The sequence below is a fragment of the Paraburkholderia sp. GAS42 genome, from assembly GCF_050436565.1.
Classification (GTDB): Bacteria; Pseudomonadota; Gammaproteobacteria; order Burkholderiales; family Burkholderiaceae; genus Paraburkholderia.
Map to the genome: position 1 here is coordinate 1 of NZ_JBNDML010000035.1, position 12,696 is coordinate 12,696.

Genomic DNA, 12,696 nt, shown 5'->3' on the forward strand with positions numbered 1-12,696 from the left:
AATCATACGGATTATGCCGACTCAGCAATCACAAAAGGGCATGAGGAAGGCCCTCCGCACCCTTGACGCGACATAATCCGGAAGTCGGCATAACGCGTTAGAGCGGCAAATCAGGCCAATTGCTCTCGGGAGGTCGAACTGGATGTTCGCAGGCTCGCCGCGTGGTGCCAGAGCGGCAGCCACGATGTATTCACTGCTCGGCACGGCTCGCCTGAACGGCTTCGAGCCTTACGCATGGCTCAAGGACACACTTGAGAAGTTGCCATCGTATGCTGTCAACCGCGTGCATGAACTGTTGCCGCTCGCCCGATAAACACCTCACCGCCCATGGACATTCTCGACTCGCTTCGGCAGGCGCCCAGCGCCGAGTTGTATCGCCTCTATCTCGCCATCGGCAAAATGCTGGACGACCCGAGACGTATCCTCGAAGTACGTCAACGCCTGCATCTGGGAATGGAGGTCAGCTATATCGGAGGCGATCCGCTCGCACCACCTTCGCACGGAACGGTGGTGGAACTGAGGCAAACCCAGGCGGTGATCCAGGACAACCAGAGCCGTCAGCGTTGGTCGGTGCTATACGCGGCGGTTATCCCCGACACTGCCAGCGGCCCAACTCACGCTCCTCCGTCGCCGCCACCGCGAGCTCAACGGGAGGAATTCTTCATTGGCGACACCGTCGGCTTCACCGACAAACATCTGAGCGAGCGGGTCGGCATCATCGTCCGGCTCAACGCGAAAACTGCGTCTATCGCCGTCAATGATTCGGAAGGCCATTGGCGGGTCTCTTACGCTCTGCTGCGCAAGATTGTCGACATCTAACCGCGCGACACCGTCAACACGGGTTCCGCTGACGGATACGAGTTCGCAAGCAGGCGGATCACGAGGCACCCTGTTCGGCGTTGACCTCGCGCATCGCAAGTTCGATCACAGGACGGACACTGATGCTCACGTCGACGATAACTGTCGCCGGCGACATGTGAACCAGTACCTCACGTTCGTGGATCATGAAGGAATGGAGCACCCAAACATTTGTCCCAGCGTCGATGAACACCCGCAGCACGGCGTCTAAACGACCGGGCTCAGCGTCGAATTGCCATTTCGGATAACGGCGCAGCTGCTTCTTTTCTGGATCGGGCAATGCATACAGGCTGCCCTCCTCGCACCGCCTCATGATTTCCGTCGCATCCAGCCTGGCGTAGTCGCTAGCGCGGACAAGCGTCAGGGTATCGGGGTGCGCGTAAGCATCCCGTGCGAAACGCCTCCCGCGCACACGTGCGCGCTTCAGCGCGTCATCAACCAATCCGTGCGTGCGGTCTTCACCCGCGCGCAACGGGGCGTCTTTCAGCCGGCGCGCAATTCGACCTGATTTGCGCCGTCGTATGGCGAAAACGTTGCCCATCCGGACTCCGTTCGATGCAGCGTTCGGCGGCCCGCTCAGGCAGAGCCGCGCCGAAGACATTGCGCATGGTTGGCGGCTTGGTCACGGCTAGACCTCAATGATCAGCGCCGGATCAAACGCGGGGTTTTCCCACTTCAGGTCGGCGGTGGCGCCGGCTATGTTCAGGTTGCGCGCGTAGCCTCGCGGATTCGCGATCACCCGCGCCTCGCCGACAAAATAGTCGAACGAGTCGTGTACATGTCCGTGAATCCACACATCGGCCAGATCGAGGATGTGGCGAAGATCGCTGACGAAGCCGGCGTTCGCAAGCTCGCCCCGATAGCGTGGATGGACAGACGGGGGCGCCACCCCATGATGGGTCACTACGATGGTCTTGCCGTCAAACGGGGTGACGAGTTGTTCCTGAAGCCAGGCGAACGACACTTGGTGTTCGGCGAGTGCATGCTCCGGCATGAAGAACCCGCCATCGGCTGCACGTATCACGGTGTGATCGTGCATGAAACGGCGGGCGCTCTCCATGCTGCGCTCCTTGGTCCGGTCCAGTTCATAGTCGGTCCAGAGACAGCAGCCGAGAAAGCGCACGTCGCCGATCACCCGTTCTTCGCGCTCGAGATAGTGGACCCGCGTCCCCGAGGCCCGCGCGCGGATCGCCCCCGCGAGCTCGTCGTAGCGCGCGCCGTATGCCTCGTGGTTGCCATGCACGTAGATCACCGGCACCGGCCAGTTCGCAAATAGCGCCACCGCGTCATGGTGCGATGCGATATCGCCCGCCAGTACCAGTACGTCCGCATCCGTGCGTTGCAGCGGAAGATAATCGCAAAAACGCTTCCGCAGCATTTCGAGATGAAGGTCCGATGCAATCTGGATGCGCATACTTGAAACGAGACTCTGAATTTCGGAGCAGGCAGTGAAAGTCTGCCTGGATCATAGCTGCGCTCTGACTATTCAGCCTTCGAGCCAGCCCACGCCGCTGGGCCGGCGTAAGGCCATACAGACCACCGTCACACTATCCGCTAACGAGAACTGGCCGACACACGTGTCGAACGCTCACGAAAAATCCGCTTGCCACGCGAGGACCGGTCGGTCAGGGCAAATGGCACCGAGAATTGCCGTCCTTCCGAAGTAGTGAATTGTGTCACCTGCACAAAGCCGTCTTCGGATTTGCTGGCTTCGGTTGCCCCAACCCGGATCTCACTGACGGTTTCCAGTGACCATCGATCTGATACACCTCGCGCCTTCACGCGCAGCACCGCCGCCCCCCGGAGGACCTGGCCACCTGAGGCGAACTGGTCGAGTGAGGCGGCGCCCCACAGCAGATCCATCATCACGGTTCGCGGCAGTCCGCGCTTTCCGGCGTTTGTAAACTGCAGGATCAGCGCGTCGCCCCCGCTCCACATCTCGGTGACCGCCCAGACCGCTGAGCCCTCGCCGGCCAGCGCCGACTGAACCGGCAAGCGGTTCCCTTCGCAAGTCAAAAACATAGATTCCAGGTTCTTTAAATCGGTGCGATTCACGGCGGTCTGCCTCGAGCCTCAAACTGACCCGCGCAGGCCTCCATGAACCCTCCGAGATCCGCTTCAGCAGGTCATGCGGCTGCGGAAAATTGTCCGATTCCCAATATATTGGGAAGACAAATTATAGCGACAAATTGAAAGTTCTCCCATTTTATTGGGAGAAGAAAAGTGGATCCTGCGCAAGCCTTTGGACGCGTCTTACGCAAGCGTCGCGAGGAAGCGGGCCTGACGCAGGAGCAGTTGTCGTTCGAGGCCGACATCCGGCGCACCTACGTGAGCCTGCTCGAACTCGGACATAGCGCGCCCACGCTCACGGTGCTGTTCAGAATTGCCGCGGCTCTCGACTGCCAACCGAGTAGCCTGCTTGCACAGGTCGAGACGGAACTTTCAGCCAAGCGCCGACACCCCGCGCGCGAAGATACGAGCCAACAACAACCGGTGAGCAAGAAGAAGCGAGACCCGGCATAGACCCGGACTCAAGACCGCCCGTTGTGCCGCCGTTCGTCTGGCCGGCTGCCGCCCTGACAGGCACGCTCCTGAGCCATGCCCCACCACTCAGGCATCAATGACCTAAGACAGTACCGCCGCGGGATGACCAGCGTCGAAACCTGTCGTTCAACGCTACCTGACTGCCCGCACGCGCTTTGGCACACGCACGTGGCATCAAACCCCATCATTTCCTGAGGCGGTCGGCTCGCCAATCCACGCTGTGTCGAACGTGCGTCTACTCCGCACGGCCCGTCTCAGGCGCTTAAATCGGAGCGTCTGTGCCGCCCGCAGAAGCGAAAAGATGCCACCATATGTCGCGTGATACCCGGTGGAGTCGGGCCTGATACCTACCTTGGCTAGATCTGGTTGGCCCTGATAGTGGGAGCGGTTACGTGGTTATCCCCGTGTGCACAACTTGGCTGCCCACACCACACGGGTGTGGACAGCCGCCGATCGGCGGTCCCCAAGTTGCACACACTTGCGCCTGACGCGCCGGCTTCGCCGGCTTGCCCCATGGGGAGAAAGATTTGGAATTGGTGGAGACCTGCTCTTCCAGATTGGATTACCTGACATCCGAGTCGAGTATGTCCGTAAAATCGCGCATGCGGATCAAACTGCTGACGCCGCCACGGAAGGCTCGTTCGCCGGCAACCTGATGGTGCTCGGCGCGGTCTGCTGCGAATCGCTTTACGTGATCCTGTCGCGCCGGCTGACGCAGACGCTCGCGCCCATCGATATCTGTGCGTACACGCATCTGTTCGGCTTGCTGCTGATGCTGCCGCTCGGCGTCACTGCGCTCGCGCACTTCGATTACGCAAGCGTGCCGCTCCCCATCTGGTCGCTCGTGCTCTGGTACGGGCTCTCGGCCAGCATCTTCTCGTTCTGGCTCTGGATGAAAGGCATCCGGCACGTGCCTGGCTCGCTTGCCGGCGTGTTCAGCGCCGTGCTGCCCGTCGCGGCCGCGACGTACGGCATCGTCTTCCTCGGCGAGCGGCCGAAGCTCGCACACGGTTTCGCGCTGGCGTGCGTCGTCGTGGGCATCGCGCTCGCGAGCCTGAAGGTGAAGCGCGTGCCACCCGTCGCATCCTGACTGCCCGCCTCATCCGGGTAAACCGGGAGGACGCTGTACAATAGCGCGCCTGACACGGCCACGCCCACGCATTGACCGGCCCGTGTTCCCGCTTTCTGATGCGTCCGTTCGCTTACGCCACCGCTATCGCCCATGTCCGCACCGCGCCACGATTCCGCCCATCCGCCACGCCGCCCCATGCGTCCGCTGCCCGCCGTCATCTTCATGAGCCGCTGGCTGCAGGTGCCGCTCTATCTCGGCCTGATCGTCGCGCAGGGCGTCTATGTCGTGCTGTTCCTCAAGGAAGTGTGGCACCTCGTTACCGCAGCACTGTCGCTCGATGAAACCAGCATCATGCTCGTCGTGCTCGGCCTGATCGACGTGGTGATGATCTCGAACCTGCTGATCATGGTGATCGTCGGCGGGTATGAAACGTTCGTGTCGCGGCTCGGCGTCGAAGGTCATCCCGATGAACCGGAGTGGCTCGATCACGTGAACGCGGGCGTGCTGAAAGTGAAGCTTTCGATGGCGCTGATCAGCATCTCGTCGATCCATCTGCTGAAGACCTTCATCAGCCCCGACCAGAATTCGACGCATACGGTCATGTGGCAGGTGATTATCCACGTCGCGTTCCTGCTCTCGGCTGTTGTGATGGCGCTGGTCGACCGGCTGACCACACACACGCACCCCAAACATTTTCAGGAACCCACGGCCCTGCATGCCGTGGTTTCACACGGTTCCACTCCCCTGAAGGCGCACGACTGACCGCATAGGCCCGCGACCAGAAAACAAGCGCCACTGTCCCCACTGAGCTAGCCATGACCGTCATCAAACAGGAAGACCTGATTCAGAGCATCGCTGATTCGCTTCAGTACATCAGCTACTACCATCCGCTCGACTACATCCAGGCCCTCGGCCGCGCGTACGAACTCGAAGAGAGCCCGGCCGCGAAGGACGCCATCGCGCAGATCCTGACCAACAGCCGCATGTGCGCCGAAGGCCGCCGTCCAATCTGCCAGGACACCGGCATCGTCACGGTGTTCGTGAAGGTCGGCATGGATGTGCGTTGGGACGGCGCCACGATGGGCGTCACCGACATGATCAACGAAGGCGTGCGCCGCGGTTACCTGAATCCGGACAACGTGCTGCGTGCGTCGATCGTGAGCCCGCCGGAAGGCGCGCGCAAGAACACGAAGGACAACACGCCGGCCGTGATCCACTACGAGATCGTGCCGGGCGACAAGGTCGACGTGCAGGTTGCAGCCAAGGGCGGCGGCTCGGAGAACAAGTCGAAGTTCGCGATGCTGAATCCGTCGGACTCGATCGTCGACTGGATCCTGAAGACCGTGCCGACGATGGGCGCCGGCTGGTGCCCGCCGGGCATGCTCGGCATCGGCATCGGCGGCACCGCTGAGAAAGCGATGGTGATGGCGAAGGAATCGCTGATGGATCCGATCGACATCCAGAACATCATCGCGCGCGGCCCGAAGGACTGGATCGAAGAACTGCGTATCGAACTGCACGAGAAGGTCAACGCGCTCGGCATCGGTGCGCAGGGTCTTGGCGGTCTCGCCACCGTGCTCGACGTGAAGATCATGACTGCACCGACGCACGCTGCGAGCAAGCCGGTCGCGATCATCCCGAACTGCGCGGCCACGCGTCACGCACACTTCACGCTGGATGGCTCGGGCGTCGCGAAGCTCGAAGCACCCTCGCTCGATGCATGGCCGAAAGTTCAGTGGGAACCGGACACGGAGAAGAGCCAGCGCGTCGACCTGAACACGCTGACGCCGGCAGAAGTCGCTTCGTGGAAGCCGGGCCAGACGCTCCTCTTGTCGGGCAAAATGTTGACGGGCCGCGACGCGGCGCACAAGCGCATCGCCGACATGCTCGCGAAGGGCGAAAAGCTGCCGGTGGACTTCACGAACCGCGTGATTTACTACGTCGGCCCGGTCGATCCGGTACGCGACGAAGCAGTCGGCCCGGCTGGCCCGACGACCGCCACGCGCATGGACAAGTTCACCGAGACGATGCTGTCGCAAACAGGCCTCATTTCGATGATCGGCAAGGCCGAGCGCGGCCCGGTTGCAATCGAGGCGATCAGGAAGCACAAGGCAGCGTATCTGATGGCTGTCGGTGGCGCGGCTTACCTCGTATCGAAGGCCATTCGCAGCGCGAAGGTGCTCGCATTCGAAGACCTCGGCATGGAAGCCATCTACGAGTTCGACGTGCAGGACATGCCGGTGACGGTCGCGGTCGATTCGTCGGGTACGTCGGTGCACCAGACCGGCCCGAAGGAATGGCAGGCGAAAATCGGCAAGATTCCGGTCGCCACGGTTTAAGCGTCATGATGCGTTGATCAAGGCCGGGGTCCTGTGAACTGCACCCCGGCTTTTTCATTCGACGAAGCGCTCATAGCGGCTTGAGAGAACTGCGCGAATATGTGCGCTCTTGGCTTTTTCGGCCATGGCGCTTATTGTTGAAAGAATCAGAATCCCGAGCCCCAAAAGGAAAAAATCATGCAAGGCGACAAGAAGGTCATCGAATATCTGAATTCGCAGCTAAAGAATGAGCTGACCGCGATCAACCAGTACTTCCTGCACGCACGGATGTACAAGCATTGGGGTCTCGACAAGCTCGGCAAGCATGAATACGACGAGTCGATCGGCGAAATGAAGCATGCCGATCTGCTGATCGAACGCATTTTCATGCTCGATGGCCTGCCGAATCTGCAGGACCTGCACAAGCTGCTGATCGGCGAGGAAACAAAAGAGATTCTCGAATGCGATCTGAAGCTCGAACAGATTTCGCAGGGCACGTGCAAGGAAGCCATTGTGTATTGCGAATCGGTTCGCGATTTCATTTCGCGTGAAATCTTCACGAAGATTCTCGACGACACCGAAGAACATATCGACTGGCTGGAAACGCAACTGGATCTCATCGACAAGGTCGGTATCCAGAACTACCAGCAGTCCGGCATGGGCTCGATCGAGTCCTGATAGAGTGACGGAAATCCGTTCGCGCGACATGCACTGGCACCGGCGCGAACGGCGTCCCCTCTGCCCTTCGCCCGTTTCTTCCGCTCGCATATGACCGCACCGCAGGACGCTTCTTCGCGCATGACCGCCGATCCGGCGATCAACGGCACGACATCCGGTTCGCGTACTGTTTCCGCTTCTTCCGACACTTCGACGCTGTTGTCTTCGGCACGCTCGCCCATTGGCATCTTCGACTCGGGACTAGGCGGCCTTTCCGTGCTGCGCGCGGTGCGCGCGCAATTGCCAGACGAATCGCTCGTCTACGTGGCGGATTCGCTGTACGCGCCGTACGGCGAGCGCGACGACGATTTCATCGCCGACCGAACGCTCGCGATCGGACAATGGCTCGTCAAACAGGGCGCGAAGGTGCTCGTCGTCGCCTGCAATACGGCGACGGCGCAATCGATCGCGCTGGTTCGGGAGCGCCTGTCGATTCCGCTCATCGGCGTCGAGCCGGGCGTGAAGCCGGCGGCACTGCAATCGAAGACGCGCGTTGCGGGCGTGCTCGCGACGCAGGTGACGCTGCGCAGCGCCCGTTTCCAGGATCTGCTGCAACGCTATGCGGCCGACTGCCGCTTTCTGTGCCAGCCGGGCCACGGGCTGGTGCAGGCCGTGGAGCGCTGCGACGTCGGTTCGGCCGAACTGCGCGCCCTGCTGCAAAGCTATCTGCAGCCGATGCTCGATGCCAGCGCCGATACGCTGGTGCTCGGCTGCACCCACTACCCGTTTCTCGACGCGGCGATCCGCGATCTCGTGGGTGACCGGCTGACCTTGATCGACACCAGCGTCGCAATCGCGCGGCAACTGGAGCGCGTGCTCGACCAGCACGGTCTGCGCGCCGCTGGCGGCCCCGAAGCCGCTGTTCCGCCCCGTTTTTTCTCGACCAGCGACGGCGCGCATCTGCAGCAGCTTGCAGAAACGCTCCTCAAGCTCGCCGCGCCGGTTGAACGCGTCCACATTCCGTCCCGCCGTACCGCCGAGCCCGACGCTCAGGTCGCCTGAGCCTGCTCTTTCTGCCGCCGCGCTGGCTCTGAAGCGCCTCCGGGCGCTGCACAAGGCGCTTCCAGGCCTCTGGAGCGGCAATTCCGTGCCGGCAGCGGCGGCGAGCGGGCCAAAAAGCGCCGCCCAACGTCTTCCCACGGCCCGCCCGATGTCGGTCTTCTCCGCGCCGCCTGCGCCCTTCCCGCCCGCTCACACCCCAGCGCCGTCTCGGGAAACCCTCCCAACAGGCTGGTTTTGTTACAAAAATCCGGATATCCCGCTTGCCAAACGTCCGAAACATAATGATAATAATTCGCATTAACGTTAGCTATCGCACCACACCATGATCGTCTGCGTATGCAAGTCTGTTTCCGACCGGAAGATCCGCGCGTCCATCGCGGAAGGCATCGATTCGTTCGATGAGCTTCAGTTCGAGCTGGGCGTCGCGAGCTGCTGCGGCAAATGCGAAGAAGCCGTGCGCGATGTGATGGCGCAAAGCGGCGTCTGCGCAAGCCGCTGCGGTGTCGAACATCATGCGCAACCGGTGCCGCTGACGTTCTACGAGCGCAAGGCCGCCTGATCTGCCTGATCCCGGGGGCGTCCTCCAGGCCGCGTTTTTTGGCCTCGCTGCTGGCATCGTTGCCGGGCGGATTCTCGCCGCGCCCCACTGTTGTCCGCTGTTTCGATCCACCCGCCGTCAGCAAGCCAGTCCTGTCACCAGCCAGCTACCGCTCATCCTTTAAAAGGAGTTCGAGATGGAATTGCTGATCGGTTTTCTGACTACCCTGTGCATCTCATTGCTGATCTTCCGAAAATGACGCTGTGTCGCCTGAAGCATTGCATCGGCGGCACGTCTGCTGCCGTCCGGCTCCGCTAACATGCAGGCTTCGAATACCGTCCCCGCCCGCTTCTCCCCGGCGCAGTCCGCCCGCTTCAATCCTCGCGTCGCCACGGCCACCGCTGCGGTCGTCGGGCTGCATGCCGTGCTGCTCGCGGCCGTCCTGCTCGCACGCGACGAGCCTGTGTCGCGCGCCATCGAGTCGCGCACGATCACGGCCGAACTGCTGAGCCCCGCCCCCGTGGCCGCGCCCGTCGCGATCCAGTCGACGCCGACGCCTCCCAAACCCACGCCGCCTGTGCCGCAAGTGAAGCCGAGGGTGCAGCCGCGTCCGGTGTCCAGACCGACGCCGACGCCGCTTCCAGAAGCCGCTGCACCGTCGCAGCACGAAATCGCCGCGCCACAACCCGCGCCGCCGGCGCCGCCCGCGCCTGCTGCGCCGGCACCCGCACCTGCTGAAGCAGCCGCGCCCGCGATCGGCAAGCCGACGATGGCGCTCTTTGCACCGAAGAACGTCGCCCATCTCGACTGCAGCATTGCGCAGCCGGATTACCCCGTGCTGTCGAAACGCCGCAATGAAACCGGCACGGCGATGGTGAAGTTCGTCGTCGGGCTGACCGGCAAGATCGAAAGCATCGAGTTGAAGAAGAGCAGCGGCTTCAGCCGGCTCGACGACGCCGCCGTCTCTGCGATGCACAGCAGTTCGTGCAAGCCGTACATCGAGAATGGCGAAGCGATCCGCGCGACCTATACCCAGCCTTTCTCTTTCAGCCTGACTGACTGATCCCGATTTTCACAAAGGAATTGCAATGCAAAACTACGGTATCGCCCACGTATGGGCGCAAGGGGATTTTGTGACGCGCGGCATCGCGCTCACGCTCGTGATCATGTCGGTGCTGTCGTGGACGGTGATCGTCGTGAAGAGCTGGAACGTCATGCGCCTCAAGCGTCTGACGAAGAACGCCGAGCAGGCGTTCTGGCATTCCGACGACCTCGCTGACGGCGTGAAGAAGCTCGGCGCGCATGCGTCGACACCGCTCGACAATCCGTTCCTCGCGCTCGCGCTGTCGGGCCAGGAAGCCGCCGATCACCATCACCAGACGCAACCGCATCTGCACGATCGCATGGACGTGTCGGACTGGGTCACGCGCTGCCTGAAGGACACGATGGACGAAAGCGTCGCGCGCATGCAAAGCGGCCTTGCGGTGCTCGCCTCGATTGGCAGCACGGCGCCGTTCGTTGGGCTTTTCGGCACGGTGTGGGGCATTTATCACGCGCTGCTCGCAATCGGCGCGGCCGGCCAGTCGTCGATCGATCAGGTTGCGGGCCCGGTGGGTGAAGCGCTGATCATGACCGCGTTCGGCCTCTTCGTCGCCATTCCGGCGGTGCTCGGCTACAACGCGCTGACGCGCGCGAACAAGGCAGTCGTCAGCAAGCTGAGCCGCTTCGCGCACGGCCTGCACGCGTTCTTCGTGACCGGCGCGCGCCTGTCGTCGAGCAAGCGCAGCGACGGCCTGCGCCTCGCGACGCGTACTCACTGAGCGAGGCACTCCAATGGCAATGAGCCCCTTTGCCGGCGACGATGACGACGGTCTGATGAACGAAATCAACATGACGCCGCTCGTCGACGTGATGCTGGTTCTCCTGATCGTTTTCATGGTCACGATTCCGGTGATCCGCCACGCGGTGAAAATCGATCTGCCGCATGCGAGCAGCCAGAAAGAAGAGACGAAGCCCGCGCAGGTCACCGTCAACGTGCAGGCCGACGGCACCGTTCTGTGGGACGACAGGCCCGTCACCGACGATGTATTGCGCGTGAAGATCGCGGAAGCCGCGCAGGCGAATCCGCAACCTGAGCTGCATCTGAACGCGGACCGCAAGGTCGCGTATGAAAAGGTCGCCGAAGTGATGTCCGCAGCGCAGGCCGGTGGTCTGACGAAGATCGGTTTCGTCACTGAACCGAAGAAGTAATACGCTGCTGCGTTGCGGTCTTTAAAAGCAGAAAGCCCCTGTATTTGCAGGCTAAACGCGGCGGACAAAGTAAAAGGCCCTCATCGTCAGATGAAGGCCTTTTTTTGTGCGCACTCGGCGCCTTCGGGCGGCGGGATCACTTGCCATTGGAGTAGCCGGAGTCACCGCATGCGACAGCCGTGGTCGACACGGACAGCGCGCTCAGCCCTGTCAGGCTCGCTATGATAGCGGCCATGAGTTTTCGCATAAGAGAACTCCTTAGCGAAGGGATTTCAATATACGCCCGGCAGCGCGCGCATTCAAGAAAACAGCCATTGAAAGTACCGATCACTGCCCGCGCTTAAATGCCAAAAGCGATGTCGGCCGTTTTCCGCTCGTCTGTTTTTTTCAACGCGCGCGTCTCTGGGCGACTATCGGGGCATTCTTTCGTGACATACGTGCCGCTCTGCTCGTCGAGCATCTCGACCAGGTAATCGACGAACGCCCGCACGGCCGGCACCATGCCCTGGCGCGAGACGAACACCGCATAGAGTTGCGGCGTCGGCAGCGTCCATCCCGGCATGACCGGCGACAGTTTTCCTGAACGCAACGCGGCGCCGTACATCATCTCCGGCAATGCAGCGATGCCGACGCCCGCCATCACTGCTTCGAGCACCATCATCAGATCGGCGGTCACGAGACGCGGCTCGTGCTCATGCAGATGACGCGTGCCATCGGGCGCGATCAGGGTGAACACGTGACGTCCATCGGTGGTCGGCGTGTCGAGCGTTTCGAAGCGCGCGAGGTCGGCCGGTTCCAGCGGAGGCGCATTCTGGTTCAGGAGGCTCGGCGCGCCGACCAGCATCTGCTGCGTGCGCCACAGCGGCCGCACAACGATGTTGGCGCTTTGCGGAGGCTCCGAGCGCACGCGCAACGCGACATCGATGGAGTCTTCGTACAGATCGACAACGCGGTTCGTCACACGAAATACAACCCGCACTTCCGGATAGCGATGCATGAACTCCGGCATGATCTCCGACAGGATCGTCTGCGAGATCGTGACCGGCACGCTCACGCGAACCGTGCCGCGCGGCGACGAGCGCAACTGCTGCACCACGTTGACAGCCGCCTGCGCCTCCGAAAGCATCGCCTGACAGTGCTGGTAAAAAAGCTGGCCGGCTTCCGTCAACGCGAGCTTGCGCGTGGAGCGCTGCAAGAGACGCACGCCGAGCGACGCTTCGAGTTCGGTCAGGCGCCGCGACAGGCGCGACTTTGAAATGCCGAGCACCCGCTCCGCCGCCGAGAAACCGCCGTGCTCGACAACCTGCGAAAAGTACATCAGGTCGTTCAGGTTATGCGAATCGATCTTCATTTCATCGTTCCACTCATAGAACAATCCATTGCTAGATAGCGGCTGG

Annotated in this window: 15 protein-coding genes and 2 pseudogenes; 13 read left to right on the forward strand and 4 right to left on the reverse strand. The window is 61.9% G+C overall.

The features are described from left to right. Positions 1-103: 103 nt before the first annotated feature. The 3 genes and pseudogenes from P3T16_RS32450 to P3T16_RS32460 all read left to right on the forward strand — a co-directional run. Positions 104-160, forward strand: a pseudogene (locus P3T16_RS32450) (hypothetical protein); the annotation flags it as partial. Between the two features lie 24 nt (positions 161-184). Continuing rightward, on the forward strand, positions 185-313 hold the full coding sequence (locus P3T16_RS32455) for a transposase domain-containing protein (RefSeq protein ID WP_429345347.1): 129 nt from the start codon (positions 185-187) through the stop codon (positions 311-313). 14 nt (positions 314-327) lie between these two features. Beyond that, on the forward strand, positions 328-819 hold the full coding sequence (locus P3T16_RS32460) for a hypothetical protein (protein ID WP_429345348.1): 492 nt from the start codon (positions 328-330) through the stop codon (positions 817-819). A 58-nt stretch (positions 820-877) separates the two neighbouring features. Here P3T16_RS32460 and P3T16_RS32465 read toward each other — a convergent pair whose 3' ends face one another. The 3 genes from P3T16_RS32465 to P3T16_RS32475 all read right to left on the reverse strand — a co-directional run bounded on the left by P3T16_RS32465 (position 878) and on the right by P3T16_RS32475 (position 2,913). Then, positions 878-1,399, reverse strand: coding sequence for a hypothetical protein (locus P3T16_RS32465; RefSeq protein WP_429345349.1), 522 nt, complete (start codon positions 1,397-1,399; stop codon positions 878-880). 87 nt (positions 1,400-1,486) lie between these two features. Further along, entirely contained in the window at positions 1,487-2,272 is a 786-nt protein-coding gene (locus P3T16_RS32470; protein WP_429345350.1) for a metallophosphoesterase, read from the reverse strand. Positions 2,273-2,412: 140 nt separating this feature from the next. Next, entirely contained in the window at positions 2,413-2,913 is a 501-nt protein-coding gene (locus P3T16_RS32475; RefSeq protein WP_429345351.1) for a hypothetical protein, read from the reverse strand. Positions 2,914-3,081: 168 nt separating this feature from the next. On the opposite strand from P3T16_RS32475, the gene P3T16_RS32480 reads away from it, so the two are divergent. The 10 genes and pseudogenes from P3T16_RS32480 to P3T16_RS32525 all read left to right on the forward strand — a co-directional run bounded on the left by P3T16_RS32480 (position 3,082) and on the right by P3T16_RS32525 (position 11,299). Beyond that, positions 3,082-3,381, forward strand: coding sequence for a helix-turn-helix domain-containing protein (locus tag P3T16_RS32480; RefSeq protein ID WP_429345352.1), 300 nt, complete (start codon positions 3,082-3,084; stop codon positions 3,379-3,381). A gap of 658 nt (positions 3,382-4,039) precedes the next feature. After that, positions 4,040-4,492: pseudogene (locus P3T16_RS32485) on the forward strand (DMT family transporter); the annotation flags it as partial. Between the two features lie 132 nt (positions 4,493-4,624). Beyond that, complete coding sequence (locus P3T16_RS32490) at positions 4,625-5,236, forward strand: TIGR00645 family protein (RefSeq protein WP_429257182.1); 612 nt, start codon at positions 4,625-4,627, stop codon at positions 5,234-5,236. Between the two features lie 53 nt (positions 5,237-5,289). Further along, positions 5,290-6,813: a fumarate hydratase gene (locus P3T16_RS32495; RefSeq protein WP_429345353.1), complete on the forward strand. Its 1,524-nt coding sequence runs from the start codon at positions 5,290-5,292 to the stop codon at positions 6,811-6,813. A gap of 177 nt (positions 6,814-6,990) precedes the next feature. Beyond that, positions 6,991-7,470: a bacterioferritin gene (gene bfr / locus P3T16_RS32500; RefSeq protein ID WP_429257184.1), complete on the forward strand. Its 480-nt coding sequence runs from the start codon at positions 6,991-6,993 to the stop codon at positions 7,468-7,470. Positions 7,471-7,590: 120 nt separating this feature from the next. Continuing rightward, a complete protein-coding gene (gene murI / locus P3T16_RS32505; protein ID WP_429345354.1) occupies positions 7,591-8,511 on the forward strand; it encodes a glutamate racemase in 921 nt (306 codons plus the stop codon). A 322-nt stretch (positions 8,512-8,833) separates the two neighbouring features. Then, on the forward strand, positions 8,834-9,070 hold the full coding sequence (locus P3T16_RS32510; RefSeq protein WP_429257186.1) for a (2Fe-2S)-binding protein: 237 nt from the start codon (positions 8,834-8,836) through the stop codon (positions 9,068-9,070). Between the two features lie 298 nt (positions 9,071-9,368). Continuing rightward, entirely contained in the window at positions 9,369-10,112 is a 744-nt protein-coding gene (locus tag P3T16_RS32515) for an energy transducer TonB (RefSeq protein WP_429345355.1), read from the forward strand. Between the two features lie 25 nt (positions 10,113-10,137). Then, positions 10,138-10,869 carry a MotA/TolQ/ExbB proton channel family protein gene (locus tag P3T16_RS32520; protein ID WP_429345356.1) on the forward strand — a complete coding sequence of 244 codons (732 nt, stop codon included), beginning with the start codon at positions 10,138-10,140 and terminating at the stop codon, positions 10,867-10,869. Between the two features lie 13 nt (positions 10,870-10,882). Then, complete coding sequence (locus P3T16_RS32525) at positions 10,883-11,299, forward strand: ExbD/TolR family protein (RefSeq protein ID WP_429345357.1); 417 nt, start codon at positions 10,883-10,885, stop codon at positions 11,297-11,299. Positions 11,300-11,639: 340 nt separating this feature from the next. Here the strand turns inward: P3T16_RS32525 and P3T16_RS32530 are convergent, their stop codons facing one another. Next, entirely contained in the window at positions 11,640-12,650 is a 1,011-nt protein-coding gene (locus P3T16_RS32530) for a LysR family transcriptional regulator (protein WP_429257190.1), read from the reverse strand. Between the last annotated feature and the right edge of the window lie 46 nt (positions 12,651-12,696).

Excerpts from the sequence above, each read along its gene's own strand:
- P3T16_RS32455 (WP_429345347.1), top strand. The coding sequence starts at position 185 with ATGTATTCACTGCTCGGCACGGCTCGCCTGAACGGCTTCGAGCCTTAC.
- P3T16_RS32460 (WP_429345348.1), top strand. The coding sequence starts at position 328 with ATGGACATTCTCGACTCGCTTCGGCAGGCGCCCAGCGCCGAGTTGTAT.
- P3T16_RS32465 (WP_429345349.1), bottom strand. The coding sequence starts at position 1,399 with ATGGGCAACGTTTTCGCCATACGACGGCGCAAATCAGGTCGAATTGCG.
- P3T16_RS32470 (WP_429345350.1), bottom strand. The coding sequence starts at position 2,272 with ATGCGCATCCAGATTGCATCGGACCTTCATCTCGAAATGCTGCGGAAG.
- P3T16_RS32490 (WP_429257182.1), top strand. The coding sequence starts at position 4,625 with ATGTCCGCACCGCGCCACGATTCCGCCCATCCGCCACGCCGCCCCATG.
- P3T16_RS32495 (WP_429345353.1), top strand. The coding sequence starts at position 5,290 with ATGACCGTCATCAAACAGGAAGACCTGATTCAGAGCATCGCTGATTCG.
- bfr (WP_429257184.1), top strand. The coding sequence starts at position 6,991 with ATGCAAGGCGACAAGAAGGTCATCGAATATCTGAATTCGCAGCTAAAG.
- murI (WP_429345354.1), top strand. The coding sequence starts at position 7,591 with ATGACCGCCGATCCGGCGATCAACGGCACGACATCCGGTTCGCGTACT.
- P3T16_RS32510 (WP_429257186.1), top strand. The coding sequence starts at position 8,834 with ATGATCGTCTGCGTATGCAAGTCTGTTTCCGACCGGAAGATCCGCGCG.
- P3T16_RS32515 (WP_429345355.1), top strand. The coding sequence starts at position 9,369 with ATGCAGGCTTCGAATACCGTCCCCGCCCGCTTCTCCCCGGCGCAGTCC.
- P3T16_RS32520 (WP_429345356.1), top strand. The coding sequence starts at position 10,138 with ATGCAAAACTACGGTATCGCCCACGTATGGGCGCAAGGGGATTTTGTG.
- P3T16_RS32525 (WP_429345357.1), top strand. The coding sequence starts at position 10,883 with ATGGCAATGAGCCCCTTTGCCGGCGACGATGACGACGGTCTGATGAAC.
- P3T16_RS32530 (WP_429257190.1), bottom strand. The coding sequence starts at position 12,650 with ATGAAGATCGATTCGCATAACCTGAACGACCTGATGTACTTTTCGCAG.